Raw genomic sequence first — 19,668 nt, 5'->3', positions numbered from 1 at the left:
CCCCGGGTTGGAGCGCGTCGAAAAGTCTTTCAAGACCGTGGCCTTCGGGCCGTCTCAGAGGACCCTGCGGATGGAATAGCCGCCGCTGAACACGGTCGCCACCGCATCGTATTGGGTGCCTGCGAGCTGGGCGTTGATCACCATGCCGTTGCCGACATAGATGGCGGCGTGACCGCCGTTGGCGATGATGTCGCCCGGCATGGCCTGGCTCAGGTCGGCCACCGGACGGCCCACGCCGGCCTGCGCGCCCGAGGTGCGCGGCAGCGGGACGCCGATCTGGCCATACACATACTGCACGAAGCCGGAGCAATCCCAGCCGTCAGGGGTATTGCCACCGCTGCGATAGGGCACCACGCCGACGAACTGGGCGGCGAAGTTGAGCAGGCTGGCGACCGACTGGCCGTCGGGAGGCGTGACGGTGAAATTGCGGCTCAGCGACTCACGGCTCGCCGAGCGTGAGGCCGCCGCGTCGCGTTCGGCCTGGGACTGGGTCTGCGGCACGTCAAGCGATTCGATGCCGCCCCAGCTGGAACGGGCGTCCACGCTGGTGGAGGTCGACTCCTTGAACAGGTTCTTCCTAGCCACGTTGGTCTTGTGGAAGGAACGGGAGGAGGTCACCGGGGTGCTGTCGGCGTCGTTGGCCGATGCCGCCGGGGAGAATGCGAAGAGCGCCGAACCCAATAGCGCGACGGCCGCAATGGCAGAGCAGGACTTCGTGAACTTGATCATTGTTCCACCATAGCAAGGAGCCTCAACAAAAAACGTTTGTATTGCAAAGCATTTGAACGTCTGCGGATATCCAAACCGAAACCCACTGAGACGAAGACCACGCCCGGCGTCACGCCGAAGGCGAAATCCGCAGTATCAGTAATGGATGATGTCGTGCTGGGCGACCTGGGCGGCGGAATATGTCTTGGAATACGTCTTGCCGTTCATCACGCTGCCGCACTCGGAGGTCTCGACCGAGCCGTCGGGATTGATCTTCTCGATGATGGCCACGTGGCCGCAGGTCGTATCGGTGCCGTCCTGGCCGGCGGCGAAGACCATGATGTCGCCGACGTGGCGGGCGCTGTTGTCGACCCAATAGCCGAGGGAACGCGCCGAGCTGGCCCACATGTTGCCATTGCCCATATGCGAGCCGACGGGCAGGCCGAGCTGGTGGCGGCGCACATAGACCCACCAGGTGCACTGGCTGAACTCGTAGGCGTTGCCGACGTCACCGGTGGCGTGGTTGGGATCGAAGCCCGCGGGCAACAGGCCGGCGTCCTGGTCCATCAGGTCGGCCACCTTGGGGTTGTTCGCCGCTGATTTCGACATCATGGCGACGTCGAGGGAGGTATTGGCGGCGCCGAGATCCCAGGCGCCGTAGTTGCTGGTCTGGGCGTTGTCGCCACTGACCGAGGTGCCATCGAGCGAGGCGCGGTCCTGCGAACGCGAGGCGGCGCCGTCCGCCGGACGGATGACGGAGGTGGTGGCCGGATCGGCCACGGCCATGCGCGAGCGACCCCCGCCCATGGCGATCGCGGCGGTCGCCGTGGTGCCCACCAGGGCGGCCAGCGACGCGGACACCACCGCATAGTGGCGGCGGTTCTCGGCCTGGCGCTCGAGGCGGATGGAACGGCGCGTGGGAGGGATGATCTCGTTGATTTTCTCGGCGACGGCGGCATCGAGTTCGACGACTGCACCGCCCGAGGTGACGGCAGCGGCGTGGCGCATGGCCTTCGCCGAGTGCGCCGCGTGGGTGGGGTGCGACATCAGCTTTGATATCGACAGGCCGCCTGTGCGCCCTAGCGCCTTATGCGCTGCATGCCTCATACGAACAACTCCTCGTGAACGACGTCACTTTCCGACAACTACTGACCACTGGCCAACGCCAAACGCGCCGACCCACTCATCAAGCGATGCGCCCGCACCGCTTTCAACAGTCCATCATTCTACCCGACCGGGCGAATTTCGCCCCGGGGACTCCACTCCGGCGCCGCGCGAACATAGGGAAAACGGTGGGAGGCTCGGCGTGTCACGCTTCACCATTTCGACACATTGTGCCCATGGAAGCCACCATCCACATCCTTCGTGGTGATATCGGAGACGCGACGGAGACGAATCGGGAATATATGGAGGACATGGGAATGGATACAGGAAAGGAATGCAGGCAGCTCCTCCACCCGGCGCCGGGCGCCGAGGTTAGCCCCGGATACTAGAGTCGGCGGTATGAAGCTGACACCCATCATCAACCCGGACGTATGCAGGCCCGCTCCCAAGCCGGTGCGCGTCGACCTGCGCAAGACGTTCGCGATCGTGACCAGCTGGTGGCTGATCGCGCTGGCCGTCACCGTGGTCCTGCTCGTCTGCGGATTCCATGTCATCGGCGCGCTGGTGCTGTGCTCCTCAGGCATCATCATCGGCGTCCTGCTGCTGGTCTGGGAGCATTTCGACCGTTGGGACTACCGCCGGCTCGGCGCCGACTAGCCATCGCGCCACCGGCCCCGGGACGCGGCCATACTGAATCACCATTCAACCTAAACAAACAAAACAGGATGGGCACAGATCTGACTGTGCCCATCCTGACGTCTATCCCGTCCCGAACCTCTCGGGAAATCCGGGACGTTCGGGACGATGCGCGAGGCGGAGCCTACTTCTTGGCCTGGCCCTGCGCGGCGACGGCGGCGGCGCCGGCCTTGGCGGCCTCGGGATCGAGGTACTCGCCACGGGGCTTGATCGGCTTCATGTCCTCGTCAAGCTCGTAGACCAGCGGAATGCCCGTGGGGATGTTGACCTTGGAGATCTCCTCGTCGGTCAGGCCGTCGAGCATCTTGACGATGGCGCGCAGCGAGTTGCCGTGTGCGGCGATCATGACGGTCTTGCCGCTCTTGAGCTCGGGGACGATGTCGGAGTTCCAGTACGGGGTCACGCGGGTGACGACGTTGGCCAGGGCCTCGGCCTCCGGCACCGGGTCGCCGGCGTAGCGCGGGTCGTGGGTCTGGGAGAACTTGTCGTCGGGATCGATGTCCGGCGGCGGGGTGCCGTAGGAACGGCGCCAGATCATGAACTTCTCCTCGCCGTACTTCTCGCGGATCTCGGACTTGTCCTTGCCCTGCAGGGCGCCATAGTGGCGCTCGTTGAGCCTCCAGCTGCGCTTCACCGGAATCCAGAGGCGGTCGGCCTCGTCCAGCGCGTAGTTGGCGGTGTTGATCGCGCGACGCAGCAGCGAGGTGAAGACGATGTCGGGGAGGACATTCTTCTCTTTGAGCAGCTCGCCGCCGTGCCTGGCTTCCGCCACACCCTTCTCGGTGAGCGGGACGTCAACCCAGCCAGTGAACTGGTTTGTCTTGTTCCATGCGCTCTGGCCATGCCGGAGCAATACTAATCTATATGACATAGTTCGATTCTAGGCGAAGAACACGACGTGGCGATACCGAAGACGTGAGCGCTCACAGTCCCCTCTCGCCGCAAGCCGCGCGGTTGCCCACATCCTCCCCGATATCCTTGGGAAACCGCGCGGCAACGCCCTCAGAGGGCCAGCGCGAGCTGGGTGACGACGAAGACCAGCGAGAACAGCAGGGAGGTGACGCTGACCATCGGCAGGGCGGCGTGGTAGTTCCGGGCGCCGACGCAGCCGGCCACGCGCCTGGCGACCACCACGCACAGCGCGCCGATGGCCAGGTCGACGACGGCCAATGCCACGTAGGCGGCGCTGCCGTGCCTGAAGGCGAGCGCCAACGGCAGCAGCGCCATGAGCCCGGTGAGCGCCAGCGGCATCAGGTAGGTGCCGAAGAGCAGATCACGTGCCTTGCCGCTGCCGATATGGACGACGAGGGTCATCTTGCCGCTCGTCCTGTCGCTTCTCATGTCGCGCAGGTTGTTGACCAGCATCATCGAGGTGGTGAACAGGCCGGAGAGCACCGCGCCGGCGATGCCCGCCGCGTCGACCCTGCCGGCGAGCGCGAACTGGGTGCCCAGCACGGCGACGAGGCCGAAGAAGAGGAAGACGCTGACCTCGCCGAAGCCGACGTAGCCGTAGGGGTGCTTGCCGCCGACATAGAACCAGCCGGCCAGCAGGCAGACCACGCCCAGCGGGATGTAGAGCCAGTAGCCGGTGATGATCGCGGTCGCGAGACCGGCGAGGCAGGCGACCAGCGCCGCGAGCCCGGCCTGGATCAGCAGGTCTCGCGGGGTGGTCAGGCCGTTGGCCAGCAGGTGCAGCGGCATGTCCTCCTGCGACTCGAGGTCCGCCTGGTTGTCGTCGGTGCCCCGAAGGCCGTCGGAATAGTCGTTGGCGAAGTTGGCCGCGATCTGCAGCGCCACCGCCACCACCAGGCACAGCGCCGCCAGCAGCGCGAACATGCCCCACGACGAGGCGCCGGCCCCGGCACCCGAGGCGACGCAGGCCCTGGCGCCACCGCCGCACGGGCCGGACCGCCGCACCGCCCCGTAGCCGGCTGCGATGCCCACCAGTGCCGGGCCGATCGAGAGCAGCAACGTCTTGGGGCGCGCTCCGGCGACCCACATCTTTCCATTCATCATCGCGACCACCGTTTCCCGAGGCCCACGCACGATTCGCCGCCGAAGGCCCCGATCTCTGTCTCATTTCGATTTCGTCTCAAATCGTAGATGAACGGGAGAACAGGCGGGACTCGCCTAGCAAACGTTTGACTTCGGCGATGTCGGACCGCGCCGGCGGAGCCGTTTCACAGCGCGAGCGAAAGCTCCATGAGGATGAAGATGAGTGCGAAGAGCAGGACGGTGACGCTGCACATCGGCAGCGCCTTGACGAAGTTGCCGGCGTTGACGCTGCGGACCATGCCGGTCATCGCCTTGACGCAGACGGCCGCCACCAGCAGGGCGAGCACGGCGAGGACGAGGCCGACGAGGTTGACGCCCATCGAACGGCGGATGACCGCGACCAGAGGCACGAAGGCCATGACGATGGTGACGGCGAAGGGCGCCAGGTAGGTGACGAACAGGGTGGTCTTGGCGTTCTTGCGGCCGAGGCGCACGCCCAGCGTCATCTTGCCGCTGACCTTGTCCTCGTCGACGTCGCGCAGGTTGTTGACCATGAGGATGGCGCAGGAGAAGAGTCCGCACAGCACCGCGCCGAGCACGCCCTCGCCGTTGATCCTGCCCGCGAGCACGTATTCGGTGCCGAGTACGGCGGCCAGGCCGAAGAAGAGGAACACGCCGACCTCGCCGAAGCCCGCGTAGCCGTAGGGGTGCTTGCCGCCCACGTAGAACCAGCCGGCCAGCAGGCACAGCACGCCGAGGATGAAGAAGCCCCAGTAGCCGGTGATGGCGATGGCGGCGATGCCGGCGAGGCAGGCGATGAGCGCGTTGACGCCGGCGGCGGCCAGCACCTGGTGCGGGGTCACCATGCCGGAGACCGTGAGGCGCTGGGGCTTGGCCGTCTGGGCCTCGCTGGCGCCGCGGCCCTCGTCGGTGCCACGGATGCCGTCGGAATAGTCGTTGGCGAAGTTGGCCGCGATCTGCAGGAAGAGCGCCACCAGCACGCACAGTATGGAGAGCAGCGCGAACTGGGGCCACGGCGAGACGGCGACGGTCGGGTCGCTGGCCACGCAGGCGACCGGCTGGGGCGCCACGGCCCCGCAGCTCGCCGGATCCTTCACGATGTGGTAGCCCGCGGCGATGCCCACCAGGACCGGGGCGATCGAGGCCGGCAACGTCTTCGGGCGCAGACCCGAAATCCATAACGACATAGTATTCTCCAACTCAACGCTCCTGACTTGTTGTCTGGCGGGAATTCCCGGGCCCGGCCACCCGCGACGGCTGCGCCGCCGGCCAACCGTTTCGCCCGTATCGCTAATCGTCACTCTAGGCCACGCAAACTACATCGGCCGGCACTGGCGCACGCGCGAACGAACGCGGGCCCGCCCCGGAAAGGAAGCGGACCCGTGTTTGACGGACAGGCGATGCGTCGTGCTGGCCGCATCACCTATCGCCTATCGCCGAAATGCGATCAGTTGAGCGGCTTGACCAGCGGGAAGGTGATGGTCTCGCGGATCGTGGCGCCGGTCAAGGCGATCAGCAGGCGGTCGATGCCCATGCCCATGCCGCCGGTGGGAGGCATGCCCACGCCGAGGGCCTCGAGGAAGTCCTCGTCGATGTCCATCGCCTCGACGTCGCCAGCCATCGCGTCCTTGGCCTGGTCGACGAAGCGCTGGCGCTGCACCACCGGGTCGTTGAGCTCGGAGTAGCCGGTCGCCAGCTCGAAGCCGCGCACGTAGAGGTCCCACTTCTCCACCACGCCGGGCTTGGAACGGTGCGCCTTCACGAGCGGGCTGGTCTCCACTGGGAAGTCGCGCACGAAGGTCGGCACCGTGGCGCCGAGATCGGCCTCGTAGAAGTGCTCCCAGAGGTGCTCGACCAGCTTGCCGTGGTTCTCCACCTCGTCGCGCTCCACGCCGAGCTTGTCGGCGATCTTGCCCAGGTGCTCGACGCTGGTCTCCGGGGTGATCTCCTCACCCAGCGATTCGGACAGGGAGTCGTACATGGAGATCTGCTTCCACTCGCCGCCGAAGTCGTATTCACTGCCGTCGAGCAAGGTGACCTTGGTGGAGCCGAACGCGTCGATGGCCGAGCGCTGGATGAGCTTCTTCGTCAGGGCCGCAATGGTGTCGTAGTTGCCGTAGGACTGGTAGGCCTCGAGCATGGTGAACTCGGGAGCGTGCGTGCCGTCGACGCCCTCGTTGCGGAAGTCGCGGTTGATCTCGAAGACGCGCTCGATGCCGCCGACCAGGCAGCGCTTGAGGAAGAGTTCCGGGGCGATGCGCAGGTAGAGGTCGATGTCGAAGGCGTTCATGTGGGTGGTGAACGGGCGGGCCGCCGCTCCCCCGTGCACGGTCTGCAGCATCGGGGTCTCCACCTCGAGGAAGTCATCCTGGGCGAAGGTGTTGCGCAGCGAGGAGACGACCTTGGAGCGCCTGCGGACCATGTCACGGATCTTCTCGTCGGCGATCATGCCGATGTAGGGCTTGCGGGTGCGGGTGTCGTCGGAGAGCTCCTTGTGCAGCGCCGGCAGCGGCTGCAGCGCCTTGGAGGCGATCTTCCACTCGCTGGCGAAGATGGAGAGCTCGCCGGTCTTGGAGGCGATGACGCGGCCCTTGAGGTAGAGCAGGTCGCCGAGGTCGACGAACTGCTTGAAGGACTTGAGCGAATCGGCGCCGATCTCCTTCTTCGAGATCATGCCCTGAATCTTGGTGCCGTCGCCGGAGGAGAGCTGCACGAAGCACAGCCCGCCGCCGTTGCGCAGGCAGAGCACACGGCCCGCCACCGAGACCACGTTCTGGGTCTCCTGGCCGGCCTCGAGCTTGCCGTCATACTTGGCGCGCACGGCCGGAATCGTGTCGGTCGGGCGGATGAGAACCGGGTAGGGGTTGACGCCGTCCTTCAGCATTTGGGCGCGCTTGGCCACGCGCATCTGCACCTGCTCGGGGTGGGCCAGTGGGCCGAATTCCTTGTTGGTGGGATCGATGGCCTCGTCGAACGACGCGCCATCCTCGATGTTCTTGGCGATGTGCCTGTCCTGTTCCAGGAGCATCTGCGCGTGCTCGATGGTGGACATCTGCCGGTTTTCGGCTTCTTCTTGCCGGTTCTCCCCGGGCTCTTTGGTTTCACTCATACCTCATGAGTGTACCGAGCCGTGGATACACGATGGGCCGTTGTTTTGCGGGAGGACCATTGGGTGAGACGGACGGTGAGACGAACGGCGATATGAGGATGAGATGACGGATGGGATGACTGGCGGAAGGGACGACGGATGGGATGATTGGCGGACTGGCGGGTGGGACGACCAATGCGATACCGCGAAAAACCGGAGTGCTTCCCGAAGGAAGCACAACCACGGAAAGCGAGCCACCGACCTCCACGCGACACGCACAGATCGCTCGTCGGTGGGTTGGTTGTATGATGATTGCTGTTGTTCATCGGGCTGTAGCGCAGCTTGGTAGCGCGCTTCGTTCGGGACGAAGAGGCCGCGAGTTCAAATCTCGCCAGCCCGACCAACTAGAAACCCCTTGTTCTGCAAGGGGTTTCCTCATCCCAGCAGTGCTGGTCATCCCCAAAGTTTTTTCAGTTGTCCATTGTGCGTCATCATCTCCGAGCCACGTCCTTGCGTGAACGTCGGAGATGGGCTCGCGTCGCGCGGCGCACAGCGTTCGTCCGATATGTGGCAAACGACACAGGGCGCCCGAGACACAAGGCGCTTGGGAAACGGTCCGCCCATTACGAGCCACGACCGCAACGGACGCCATGCCGCCGGACGGATGCGGCCCGCAACATAGGCAACCCGAACATGGGCAACTGCAATGAGCGAAACCGACAGAACAAATAAACCGGCAATAACTAAGACCACACCAACATCAACAACGACAACGACAACAGCAACAGCAACAGCAACAGCAACGATTCCACCAGCCGCATCGGCCATCAACCCAACCGCAAAGGAACGACCTTGAACAAGAGTCTGCTCGCACTCGCCGCCGGAGCCTTCACCTTCGGCGCCTCCGAATTCGTGATGATGGGCATCCTCACGCAGGCCGCCCACACCATGGGCGTCTCCATCCCCACCGCCGGCAACTTCATCTCCGCCTATGCCATCGGGGTGTGCGTGGGCGCGGTGATGCTTGTCTTCGGCCGCAAGACCGGGCCGAAGCGGCTCATTGTCATCTTCATGGCCATCGCCCTGGCCGGCAACGCCTTCAGCGCGCTTGCCACGAACGCGCCGGTCCTTGTCGCCGCGCGTTTCATCTCCGGCCTGCCCCATGGGGCGTTCTTCGGCACGTCGGCGCTGATCGCCAAAACACTGGCGAAACCCGGCAAGGAGGCGCAGGCGGTGTCGCTGACCATCACCGGGCAGACCGTGGCCAACATGCTGGGCGTGCCGGCGGGCACCTTCATCGCCGAGCACCTCTCCTGGCGCCTGGCGTTCCTCATCCTCGCCGGGACCGCGGCGCTGACCATCGTGCTGGTTCTCGCGTGGATCCCGCGCGTCGAACCGGTGAGGGACACCGGCATCATCGGCCAGTTCCGCTTCCTGGGCAAACCGGGCCCGTGGGTGATCCTGGCGGCGGTGTTCACCGGCAACACCGGCATCTTCAGCTGGTGGAGCTACGTGTCGCCGTGGCTCCAGAAGGTCGGAGGCTACCAGTCCTCCACCGTGCCGCTGCTGATGATGCTCGCGGGCTTCGCCATGGTCATCGGAGGGCTGGTGGGAGGCCAGCTCACCGACCATTGGCGCACCGCCGGCACCGCCGGACTGGGCCAGCTCTTCTCGGTCATCGGCCTGATCCTCGTGTTCCTCGTGCCCGGCAATCGGGTGAGCACCGCGATCCTCACCTTCATCATCGCCTTCGCGCTCTTCTTCATCTCCACCCCGCAGCAGCTGCTGCTTGCCGAGGCGGGCAAGGGCGGCGGCGAACTCATCGGAGGGGCCGCGGTGCAGATGGCCTTCAACATGGGCAATGCCGTCGGGTCGATGGTCGGCGGCTCGATGCTCACGGTGTCGAACATGAACTACCACTACCCCGCCTTGGGCGGTTTCCCGTTCGGCGTCGTGGCCATCGTGCTGCTAGCGGTCTATTCGCTGAAGTACGAGACCCACACCGATGCGTTCGAGCGTCTGGAACCGGTGGAGGTCTGAACCACGCCAGATTTTGAGCTGAATGCGGCTCAGTGCCAAACAGGTTCATCTGAAACCTAAGCGTCCATTGTCGCCAGGTCACCGCATCCAGACGAGATTCGTTCCTTTCGTATGTTTCCTGCCTCCCTATCTATCCTCTACAGCGACTTGGCTCGATGGGACCGGACCAGGGACACCGAACCCCAGACGAGTGCGACGATGATCAGCAAGCCACCCAGTACCGCCAACGACAACGCCACCAGCGCACGCGGATCGGCATTCATGAACCTCGGCAGCACCGGGATCGGGAAGCCTATGCCGACGACCAGCGCCACCACTCCCACGCATAGCGGCAGCAGACTCAGCGCGATGGTCGCCACGGCCGGACCACTGGGAGGCTGGGGGCCGTTCCAAGAGCCTTGTTCCGGCATATCGTGTGGCACACGGCCATACGGGGCCGGCCCTGGGGCCTCTTCGTCTCCGCCAGACCGGTAGCCATACGACCCATCGGCGCCGCCCGACCCTTCTCGGGCACCGTGATTGCCATCCCGACGAGCGGATACCGCTTCGTCCGTCTCATCCGACGCCCCGTTCGCGTACGACCCTGCGGACATCTCGACGGTATCGGCGTCGCGAACGCCATCGAAGCCGGCACCCGCATCGTTGTTCGTCATTTCATGTTCTCCATTCCAGACGTCTGTCATTTGCCCTGCTCCTTGCTGAACCGCGCATAGGTCGGCACGGTGCTTTCGGACGGATACTGCACCGTCACGCGGCCTTCAACGATATACGGCACGTCAATGGTGAGTTCCGGACCGGTTTTCGGCATCTTGGCATGGTTGTCGGAGAAATACCATTGGTAGTCCTTGGACGTGCGAGCGCCGTGCTGGAATTCGAGGCGGCCGTAGCTGCGGTCTCCGATACCGATCTGGGCGTTGCGGCCGATGGCCACATAGCCGCTTCCCAAGGACTTCGTGCCCGTGGCCAGACTGTCATCGACCCACATACCGAAGCCACCGTCGCAGAATCCGAAGCAGAAATCATGGTCCTCGTCGCCATCGTGGTCATCGTCATAGTCTTCGTCGTCATCGTCATCGGCGTTGTCACCGTCGTGATCGTCGTCGCAATCGTAGCTTTCGTCGTATTCGCTGCCATCGCTTGATTTCATATGCTTGTGGGAGCAGGAAGCGGACCTCACCGAACCCGCCGCAGAGTATTGCTCAATCGGATGACCCGAAACTTCCCCGGCCTGCCCACCAGCTCCATAGGCGTTCTCGGCCACGACCGCGACGGAGCCATCGGTTGCGTCGGCATTGCGCGAAGCAGAGGATTGCGTCATCATGTCCGACGCCTCCGGCTCGGCTGACACATCGGGTTTGCCTGGCTTGGCCGGCTTGTCGGGCTTAGCTGGTTTGTCGGGCTTATCCGGTGTACTCGACTCCCGCTGCCACCTTGATGCAGAAGAACCTTGGCCAATGCTGCCATCATGGCTGAGACGGTAGGAGCAGCCTGCCGGCAAGGTGATGTATGTGGTCGCCTGCTGCACCGTCAGGTCGATGTGGCCGGTCGGGCAACCGGACTGAACCTTGCTGCCGTCATTGAGCTCGATCTCATGGGTGCCATGGACCTTGGCGTATCCGCTCATGTCGATGTTGACGACATCATGGTCGAGGCGGTTCCCCCTGATAGCCACGCCATCGTCCAGCCTGGAGATCTCGCTCTTGCTGCTGCCGTTGAGGGCCTTGAAACCGGTCACGCTCACCGATTGATAGGAGGCGTCGGCGCGATTCATGTCGTTAAGCACATAGGAGTAGCCGATGTCGGAGGCGATGAACGCGACGGCCACGACGACCGCGATCCACATCAATGGGTGCAGACCACCGGAACGCCTGCCGACCATCCCCAGCGCCGCGATGGCGATGCCCAGAGACAGCAGCACGCCGCCGACCCAGATGGTACCCATCCTGAGCATGGAGCCAAGGTAATCACTTTCGCTCACACACACGATTGCGACGACAGCCCCGGAGCAGAGGATGAGACCCAGCATGAAGAGGACCAGTATGGCTCCCGCCGGCTTGCGCTTCATCCGTTTCAGAGCATGATCCATATCGGCGGGTTGGAAGTAAGGCTGTTCCTGACGATAGGCAGGCCCATACGGCTGTGCCATATAGGTGGGCGGCTCGTCGTAATATTCGGCGCCGTCGTTGCCCGGATGCCGAGGCGGAGCTGATTCATAGCCCACGAAATCCGGCTCCGCGTCCGTATCTACCGACTGGTATCCCCCGGCTCGATCATTCGAGGCACGAAAGGATTGGCCCTGTTGTCCGTCATCGTATGGTCCTTGAAACGCAGACGGCCGGGGCGCACCTCCTTCGGCGTTCGGCTCGTTTCCGGCAGGCATGTTCACGTTCGACATGGGAGGGTGCCCTTGCCCTCCCTGCCAGGAACCGGGACCTTCGGGGCCGGTTGGCTGCTGACGATAAGGCATTCCCCCCTGTTCGAAACCGCCCCCGCTCTGGTTGCGGACACGATGCTGCAGGCTATTGACCATGATCAGCAGCACACCGACGGCGATGATTGCCGCCAACCCACCGATACCGGGCGTTGCGAAGGCGATGATCATGAAGACGATCGGCCCCAGCAACGACCACTGCCAGTGGCCATACACCAATTCCTCGCCGTCGATCCGGCCAGTGCGGCAATCCGGCAGCAGCGCCCAACCCGCGGCGTAGAACGCGGCACCAAAGCCGAACACCAACGTGGATGCGGCCACCACCGCCCGCACGAAGACGGGGCTCAGACCGTATCGCACCGCGATGCCATCGCACACGCCCGCGATCCAACGGTTGTTGCCACGCATCAATCCGCTGGAACGGATCCAGCGGAAGAAATGGTCTATCCGCTCATGGCTGGGCGGCATCGATCCGGGCGCGCCCTGGTAATACTGCGGACCCTGCGCAGGCCCGGCATACATGTTGTGGTTGCTCATAAGGCCATTACATCATGGCGACACTCGCGAAAGGGTCAGGGAACACCCTGATTCGACCCTGATTTTCGGCAAATTCCCCCTATCCTTGTCATATTGAGGGCACAATGGAACCATGAGACCAAGAAACCGAGCCGAGTACCGCGCACCAGCGGGGCAGCCATGCCCTGGTACGCCGTACGGCCGGCACGGTGATGATCCCCATGGCCGTTTCCGCGACACGTATCATCAAAGGAGCGGATATGGCTATCGGCCCCCTTATGGTCGTGATGATGCCGGGAATGCCCCTTATCGCAAGGCTTCCAGCGAATCGTCGAACCGCAGCGGCCATCAGGGGCAGTCGGCGTTCCCCATTCCCGTCCGCCAGCGACTGCCTCTGCTCAGGCCCAAAAGCAAGCGCGTGCTCTGCGGCGTGTGCCGTGGGCTGAGCCTGCATCTGTCAATCCCCGTGACCGTCATCCGTCTGGCGTTCATCGCCTTGACGTTCCTATTCGGTTCCGGCATCGCCGCCTATGTGTTCCTGTGGGTGTTCGTGCCGGCCGGCGACCCCTTGGCCGCCTATTGGGCCCAGCGAACGGCGAATCAAGGACCGCTCTCCCGCGGAAACGCCGCGTATCAGCCGCGAGATGACGCCTATCGTGGCAACGGTGCCGACTTCGGCTATCAAAACTCCGGGAGCACGAAACGCACCAGAACCAACGGTGCCGCTCCGTCTCCGTACCAGCAACACGTCAGATCCGGAACCGCAGCGAATTCACCATCCGGCACCGCCAGCCACCGGCAATCCCAGGAGACGTCGGCGCAACCAGCCATGGATTCGTCGGCGATGTTCGACGACGACACCATAGCCAACGCTTTCGGCTCGTTCGAGGACATCGGCCAGGCATTGCGGCGGGCCTCAAAGCCCTCGCTGATAGCCCTGTCCGGATTGGCGCTCATCGTCCTGTCCATCGCGCTCGCAGCCAGCCCCATTCCCGCCGACCTGACCATCGGCGGCCTGTTCGCCCTCTGCGGCATCGGCGTGGCATGGCTCAAGATGAACGCCGCCAAGGGCCAGCTGCCCTATCTGATCGTCGGCGTCGCGCTGGTGGGTGTCGGCTACATCATCTGCACCGATTCGCCAGCGTTCCACTCCCATCTGCCGATCTCGGCGATGGTGGCCGGCCTGGCGCTTCTGGCAGGTGTCGCCGTGGCGTTGGTACCGCTGGGCAACAAGTTCGTCCATGACCTTGGCCACGAACGGGCGTTGAAGGAACGCGAGGAGGAGCGCGCCGACATGACCGCGCACCTGCACGACGGTGTGCTGCAAACTCTCGCCCTGATCCAGCTGCACAGCGACGAGCCCGAAAACGTCTTCGCCCTGGCACGCGGTCAGGAGCGGGAACTGCGCCGGTGGCTCTACCAGGACCGCACTCCCCCGGAGCGGTCGGTGGGCGCGGGGCTCCACGAGATCGCCGCGCGCATAGAGGACGAGTACCGCAAGCCCATAGACGTGGTGACCGTGGGCGACGCCCGTCCCAGCGCGCAGACCGACGCCCTGCTCAACGCCAGCGAACAGGCCATGCTCAACGCGGCGCAGCATGGCGGCGAACCCATTTCCGTATACTGCGAGGCCGGCAGGAACAAGGTCGAGGTGTTCGTGCGCGACCACGGCAAGGGATTCGACGTCAACGCCATCCCCGAAGACCGACTTGGCATCCGCGAGTCCATCGTCGGGCGGATCAAACGCCGGGGAGGCACCGCGGAAATCGTCTCGCGGCCTCAGTGGGGCACCGAGGTCCGCATGCATATGCCCATCTCCGGGCAACGCGATGGCGGGGATGGCATAATGGCGGATGGAGACAGGACTGGAGACGCGCATGAATGACGGGACGAATATGACACAACCCATGGCACGGTCCGGGGCGGGTCAGCTTCCCCATGTGGAAACCGGCAAAGCCGCTTCCTCCACATACCAGTCCGATATTCGGCGCACCGCCATGGCGTCGTCAGACCACCGTGACATCCGGGTGGCCGTGGTCGATGACCATGAGATGTTCCGCGCCGGTGTGATCGCCACCCTCAGCCCGTTCTTCACCATCGTCGGCCAGGCGCCGGATGTGGAGGGGTCGGTGGCGATGATCGCCGACACCAAACCGGATGTCGTGCTGCTGGACGTCCATGTGCCCGGCGGCGAGAGTGGTGGTGGCGCCGAGATATTGGCGAAATCGCAGCCCCTCTCCCCTGATTCCGCGTTCCTCGCGTTGTCGGTGTCGGATTCACCGAAGGATGTCGGCGCGGTCATTCGTGCCGGGGCGCGCGGCTACGTCACCAAGACCATCAGCGGCGACGACCTCATCTCCTCGATCATCCAGGTCAACGAGGGCTACGCCGTCTTCTCGCCGAAACTGGCCGGTTTCGTGCTTTCGACATTCCAAGGCACCGGGCCCGCGCAACACGACGACGAACTCGACAAGCTCTCCACCCGCGAGCAGGAGGTCATGCGCCTCATCGCGCGCGGCTACACCTATCGCGAGGTGGCGGGCGAGCTGTTCATCTCCGTGAAGACCGTCGAGACGCATGTCAGCGCCGTGCTGCGCAAACTCCAGCTCTCCAACCGCACCGAGCTGACCCGCTGGGCCGCCGACCGCCGCATCGTCTGAGGTCTCTGTTGATTCTCGTCTCCTGCAGCAGTCCGCAAGTCTGCGAATGCACACATCCTACAGGCTCGTCTCTTCCACAACGCTTCAGCCCAGCCTGCCGGTGCGCCTGACCACCTGCGACATCAACGTATTGGCGAGGCGCGTAGGGTCGGCCGGAGGATCGGCGTCGAGGCTGTCTGCGAGCACGTTCCACAGACCGCCGACGACGAACAGATCGGCCAGCCGCTCCTCCCCCAGTTCGGGCTCGTGCCACGGCAGGCTCAACCGCGGAAAGCGTCCGGTGAACACCTTGTTCTGGATCAGCAACGCCGAGTCCAGCAGCCCGTTGTCCCGCAGCAACCGCAGCCGGGGTATCCGGGGCTGAAAATACATGAAATAATGCCGGATTCCCTGGGCGAACGTCATGTCTCCAATCCGCTCGTCCTCGTCGACCAGCCCCGACATCAGTCCCTCAAGATAGCAGCGCACCACATCCGCCTTGCCAGTGAAATGCCGATAGAACGTCTTGCGCGAGGTTCCCGCCGCGGCCGCGATCTCGGAGACAGTCAGAGACGCGAAGGTGCTCGTCTCCAACTTGGCGAACAGCGCGTCAATGATCCGGTCTTCGACCTTGGTCTTGTTACCATCCATGCGCATCTCGACAACCCCACTCCCGCTTCCGTCGCCCGCCGTACAACCCACTTCGTCGTTGCGAGGTGACACTTCAGATGAATCTGTGTCATCCGGTGGACTTCCGACCCGCGAGCGCCCTACCTTCATAGGGTAACAAATGTCACCCTTGGCGGAAAGGCCGGTATCATGTCGATGTTCCTGAGTTTCTGGATCCTACCCATCGTCTTCATCCTCCACGACTTCGAAGAGATGATCATGGTGCCCGCATGGAAGCGGCGGGAATCGGGCAGTACGAACGGCATCAAGCGCCGGGCCTTCGGCGCCGTCACCGACGGGCCGGCGCTCTGCTCAGGCGTCGCCGAGGAAATGGTACTGCTGGTCATCGTCTCCATCGCATGCTCGCTCACCGGCGGAACCACCTTGTATCTGACCAGCTGCGGAGCCTACACGTTCCATCTCGTCGTGCACATCCTCGCCTGCCCGCTGGCGCGCGGCTACGTCCCCGGCGCCATCACCGCCCTTGCCGAGATGCCGTTCATGGCCTGGCTCATCGTCGCCTACTGGCATATCGACCGATCGGGTTGGCCGGTCTATCTGCTCTGGCAGGCCGCCGCGCTCGCGGTGTTCGCCTCTAATCTCAAACTCATCCATACGCTCATGCCCAAAATTCAAACCGTACTGTTGAGATACGCCAACCATTAAAGGTGCGCCAATGCGGAAGACTCATATATCCATGCAAGCAAAGTAGTCATGCAACGTTATTTTGATGCCGCATCTTCTTCCTTTACTCCATTCCTTGGGGCACCGACGGCAGTTGCCATTATGAACCTCACCGTGCATGGGATTTGCCGGTCACACAGGCCAAACCGTCTACATGACCGACGAATCCTACATTTTCACGGACGCGTGAAATCATCGAACGCCAACGCTCAGTTCCCGCAGATATTTGCGTTTTCTGGGGAACAGAAGCGCAAGAAGCAGGCAAAGCGCGAGCACGGGTATCCATATCCGGTAGACGCCGATGTAGGCGCCGGTCATGGCCTGCGGGGTGTGCGTCGGCAGAGCCGTGATGTTACGGGTGGTCATGGAGACGAAGACGGAGACGCCCAGCACGGAGCCGATCTGGCGGACGACGCTGATCACGCTCTGGGAGGCGGTCAACAGCTCGCCCTGCAAGCTTGAGGCGGCGAGCACGTTGATGGGTCCGGCAATGACGCCGAAGCCAACACCTAGAACGAGAGCCGCGAGGGCCATGGCCGTCACGCTCACGGGATTCACAATCGCCAATAGCACATATGAGGCAAGCACGGCGAACAGTCCCGCCAGAACAAGGAGGCGCGGACCAAGCTTGTTGATGGCCAGCCCGCCAAACCCGCCAAACGCGAAGACGGTCAGCGACATAGGCAGCAGGATCATCGCCGCGTTCAGCTCGCTTCTGCCTTGCACAGCGGTGAAGAAGGTAGGCAGAATGACCAATACGCCTATGTAGAAGAACTGGGCGATGAGGGCAACCAGCGCGGCGGCGGTGAACTGGCGGAACCGAAAAAGACGCAGATCGACCATCGGCGAGGACACATGGCGTTCGACAAGCACAAACAGGACCACAGCCACAACACCTACACCAAGACACATCCAGACGCGCGGATCGGCCATCCCCCAGTTCTTGGACTCGATGAGCCCGAAGGTGACGACGAACAGGCCGGCCATGGACACGATGCTACCAAGCCAGTCGATACGGGCTTGGATCCGACTCTCGCCTTTCAGATCAAGGGCGAAGAACGAAAGTATCAGCGCAACGGCGACGATGGGGACGTTGACCAGGAAGATCCAGTTCCACGAGAGCCGATCGGTGACGATTCCACCCACGGTCGGGCCGACGGCGGCGGCACCTCCCTGGGTGAGGCCAAGCGCGGCGACGACCTTGACACGGTCCTTGACGCCCCATGCGGAGATACCGAGCGCGTTAGCGACGGGCAGCAGCACCGACGCACCCAGCCCGGAGACAACGCGTCCGGCGATGAGCACGCCGAAACCCGGCGCCATCCCGGCGATCAGACTTCCCGCGCCGAACAGGAGCAGGCCCACGACGAAGAGCCTTCCGCGTCCATAGATGTCGGCCAGTCGGCTCAACGGTATGGTGCAGGTAGCCACGATGATGGTGTAGACGTTCAGCGCCCACGAGAGCCGGTCGAGGCCCACGCCCAGCCCGTGCTGCATGGCCGGCAGGGCGATGTTCATAATGGTGGTGTCCAGCATCACCAGCGCTATGCCCAGGCACATGGCCACCGTCAGCGCGACCCTTCTGCCACGCGACGGCGCCGCTTGCATTCCGATGTTTTCCACAATCAACCTCCAAAAAATGAGTATTTGCTCAATTGCTTGAGCGAGAATACACCGGGAAAAGCGACCCGTCAAACCAAAAGCGAGTTTATACTCATTTTATTTTATGCTTACCGAAGCCCGCATCGGCCATAAATTCAGGAAAGCCGGCCTTCTTGTAAGAAAACCGAGCGTATACTCAGAACAACAAGTCAGGAACGGAAGGAAACGGCGACGATGAAGCAACCGACGCAGCAACGTGCCAGAGTGAAGGTCAGGCGCATCCTCGACACATCCAAGAAACTGTTTCTCGAGGGCAACTACTTCGAGGTCACCACCAACCAGATAGCCCGCGAGGCCGGAGTGTCCATCGGCACGCTCTACACGTATTTCACCGACAAGGAGGCCATTCTGGCCGAGCTCCTCAAGGAATACGACGAGTCGTTCAACGACGTGTTCGAACGCATCGACACCCAGGAGTCGTTCGACCTGTTCCGCAACGACAAAAGAGAATGGCTCGGCCGTCTCATCGACCAGCTCGTCGACAGCGAGGACCGACGGTTCCACCTCCAGATCGAGATACTCGCCCACGCCGTGCCCGCAGCAAGAAAGGTACAGGAACGGCACAGCGAGAAAATCAAGGACCTTGTCCACCAATGCTGCCTGTACTACACCAACGGCGGTGACATCGAAAATCTCAAGACACTGTCGACCGTCATCTTCGACTTCACCACCGCCCTCGTCGACGAACTGCTCTACACCGACCACACCAGCCAGGAACACGACCGGATCCGGCGATCCGGCGTCGACTCCCTCGCGCTGATTATCGAGCGCAACATCGAGCAATGACCGAAACAAGCCTCACGCTGGCATTGACTTTCGAACATATTCAACAAAACAGGACTCAGCCCAACAAATCCACAAAGACAATTGCCACATTATCAATTGCACGAACGCCTTCCCCACCTTGGGCCAATCTTCCAGGAATCAGGTAGGGATCGACAAACCTCTCCTCGAGCAAGGGCGAATTCCCCGCGAATGCGCTGCTCGGTGCGACGCTCCCACGCATCTATATCAATGTCGCCGAAAATATATTCCTTCGCATTGGCCATGAACTGCCATCGACGCGCTGTCCTTCCATCTGCGTGGAGCGAACAGCCTGATACACATCCTGCGCGCGCTTCCCAACGATGGTCATAACCGGCCTTCCTCAAAGACGATGAAACTTTCGGCTACATCCAGCATACGAATCAGCTCCATATCCGTAAAAGGTACCGGCGAGACAGGCAATATTGGACCGATGGACTTGTTATTTAGCGTTCCTGACGAGGAGTCCCAACATATGCTCTTCGTAAGATTGACCTTCATAATTCAATTCCAAAGCCGCACTACCTTGAAGACGAGTTACGCCTTTGATGATTCTTGGCCTGACATCGTATGCGTTCCAGAAAACTTAATATTCCGATGGGCCTATACAA

Annotated in this window: 17 protein-coding genes and 1 tRNA gene; 7 read left to right on the top strand and 11 right to left on the bottom strand. The window is 63.0% G+C overall.

The window, feature by feature from the left end; all coding sequences use genetic code 11:
- Positions 1-54 precede the first annotated feature (54 nt).
- The gene (locus PT282_RS02315; protein ID WP_277167972.1) at positions 55-729 is read right to left on the bottom strand and encodes a C40 family peptidase; all 675 of its coding nucleotides are present in this window, start codon (positions 727-729) and stop codon (positions 55-57) included.
- A gap of 135 nt (positions 730-864) precedes the next feature.
- The gene (locus PT282_RS02310; RefSeq protein ID WP_277167971.1) at positions 865-1,815 is read right to left on the bottom strand and encodes a CHAP domain-containing protein; all 951 of its coding nucleotides are present in this window, start codon (positions 1,813-1,815) and stop codon (positions 865-867) included.
- Between the two features lie 396 nt (positions 1,816-2,211).
- Between PT282_RS02310 and PT282_RS02305 the strand changes: the two genes are divergently transcribed.
- Positions 2,212-2,469, top strand: coding sequence for a hypothetical protein (locus tag PT282_RS02305; protein ID WP_277167970.1), 258 nt, complete (start codon positions 2,212-2,214; stop codon positions 2,467-2,469).
- Between the two features lie 163 nt (positions 2,470-2,632).
- Here the strand turns inward: PT282_RS02305 and PT282_RS02300 are convergent, their stop codons facing one another.
- The 4 genes from PT282_RS02300 to lysS all read right to left on the bottom strand — a co-directional run bounded on the left by PT282_RS02300 (position 2,633) and on the right by lysS (position 7,576).
- Positions 2,633-3,379, bottom strand: coding sequence for a phosphoglyceromutase (locus tag PT282_RS02300; protein WP_277167969.1), 747 nt, complete (start codon positions 3,377-3,379; stop codon positions 2,633-2,635).
- Between the two features lie 131 nt (positions 3,380-3,510).
- The gene (gene menA / locus PT282_RS02295; protein WP_277167968.1) at positions 3,511-4,524 is read right to left on the bottom strand and encodes a 1,4-dihydroxy-2-naphthoate octaprenyltransferase; all 1,014 of its coding nucleotides are present in this window, start codon (positions 4,522-4,524) and stop codon (positions 3,511-3,513) included.
- Between the two features lie 164 nt (positions 4,525-4,688).
- Positions 4,689-5,711 carry a 1,4-dihydroxy-2-naphthoate octaprenyltransferase gene (menA, locus tag PT282_RS02290; RefSeq protein ID WP_277167967.1) on the bottom strand — a complete coding sequence of 341 codons (1,023 nt, stop codon included), beginning with the start codon at positions 5,709-5,711 and terminating at the stop codon, positions 4,689-4,691.
- A gap of 260 nt (positions 5,712-5,971) precedes the next feature.
- Positions 5,972-7,576 carry a lysine--tRNA ligase gene (gene lysS / locus PT282_RS02285; RefSeq protein WP_374114159.1) on the bottom strand — a complete coding sequence of 535 codons (1,605 nt, stop codon included), beginning with the start codon at positions 7,574-7,576 and terminating at the stop codon, positions 5,972-5,974.
- Positions 7,577-7,938: 362 nt separating this feature from the next.
- On the opposite strand from lysS, the gene PT282_RS02280 reads away from it, so the two are divergent.
- Positions 7,939-8,015 (top strand) — tRNA-Pro (locus tag PT282_RS02280).
- 50 nt (positions 8,016-8,065) lie between these two features.
- Here the strand turns inward: PT282_RS02280 and PT282_RS02275 are convergent.
- Complete coding sequence (locus PT282_RS02275) at positions 8,066-8,440, bottom strand: hypothetical protein (RefSeq protein ID WP_277167965.1); 375 nt, start codon at positions 8,438-8,440, stop codon at positions 8,066-8,068.
- A 24-nt stretch (positions 8,441-8,464) separates the two neighbouring features.
- Between PT282_RS02275 and PT282_RS02270 the strand changes: the two genes are divergently transcribed.
- Entirely contained in the window at positions 8,465-9,652 is a 1,188-nt protein-coding gene (locus PT282_RS02270) for an MFS transporter (protein WP_277167964.1), read from the top strand.
- A 137-nt stretch (positions 9,653-9,789) separates the two neighbouring features.
- On the opposite strand, the gene PT282_RS02265 is transcribed toward PT282_RS02270, so the two are convergent.
- Together PT282_RS02265 and PT282_RS02260 are read right to left on the bottom strand one after the other, a co-directional pair.
- On the bottom strand, positions 9,790-10,335 hold the full coding sequence (locus tag PT282_RS02265; RefSeq protein WP_277167963.1) for a hypothetical protein: 546 nt from the start codon (positions 10,333-10,335) through the stop codon (positions 9,790-9,792).
- On the bottom strand, positions 10,332-12,620 hold the full coding sequence (locus PT282_RS02260) for a PspC domain-containing protein (protein WP_277167962.1): 2,289 nt from the start codon (positions 12,618-12,620) through the stop codon (positions 10,332-10,334). The genes PT282_RS02265 and PT282_RS02260 overlap by 4 nt, the downstream gene beginning before the upstream one ends.
- Positions 12,621-12,732: 112 nt before the next feature.
- Between PT282_RS02260 and PT282_RS02255 the strand changes: the two genes are divergently transcribed.
- Positions 12,733-14,484, top strand: coding sequence for an ATP-binding protein (locus tag PT282_RS02255; protein WP_277167961.1), 1,752 nt, complete (start codon positions 12,733-12,735; stop codon positions 14,482-14,484).
- Positions 14,485-14,596: 112 nt separating this feature from the next.
- Positions 14,597-15,259 carry a response regulator transcription factor gene (locus PT282_RS02250; protein WP_277167960.1) on the top strand — a complete coding sequence of 221 codons (663 nt, stop codon included), beginning with the start codon at positions 14,597-14,599 and terminating at the stop codon, positions 15,257-15,259.
- Between the two features lie 84 nt (positions 15,260-15,343).
- Here the strand turns inward: PT282_RS02250 and PT282_RS02245 are convergent, their stop codons facing one another.
- Positions 15,344-15,889, bottom strand: a complete 546-nt coding sequence (locus PT282_RS02245; RefSeq protein ID WP_277167959.1) for a TetR/AcrR family transcriptional regulator — start codon at positions 15,887-15,889, stop codon at positions 15,344-15,346.
- A gap of 168 nt (positions 15,890-16,057) precedes the next feature.
- Here PT282_RS02245 and PT282_RS02240 point away from each other — a divergent pair, with 168 nt between their 5' ends.
- The gene (locus PT282_RS02240; protein ID WP_277167958.1) at positions 16,058-16,573 is read left to right on the top strand and encodes an HXXEE domain-containing protein; all 516 of its coding nucleotides are present in this window, start codon (positions 16,058-16,060) and stop codon (positions 16,571-16,573) included.
- Between the two features lie 210 nt (positions 16,574-16,783).
- Here the strand turns inward: PT282_RS02240 and PT282_RS02235 are convergent, their stop codons facing one another.
- Positions 16,784-18,214, bottom strand: a complete 1,431-nt coding sequence (locus tag PT282_RS02235) for an MFS transporter (protein WP_277167957.1) — start codon at positions 18,212-18,214, stop codon at positions 16,784-16,786.
- A 213-nt stretch (positions 18,215-18,427) separates the two neighbouring features.
- On the opposite strand from PT282_RS02235, the gene PT282_RS02230 reads away from it, so the two are divergent.
- Positions 18,428-19,039 (top strand): TetR/AcrR family transcriptional regulator, encoded by a 612-nt coding sequence (locus PT282_RS02230; protein WP_277167956.1) that lies wholly within the window; start codon positions 18,428-18,430, stop codon positions 19,037-19,039.
- Positions 19,040-19,668 lie beyond the last annotated feature (629 nt).

The organism is Bifidobacterium sp. ESL0763 (genome assembly GCF_029433395.1).
In the GTDB taxonomy this organism is placed as follows: Bacteria; Actinomycetota; Actinomycetes; order Actinomycetales; family Bifidobacteriaceae; genus Bifidobacterium.
The sequence above is the reverse complement of the archived record's forward strand: the minus strand, read 5'-3'. Positions and strand labels throughout refer to the sequence as shown.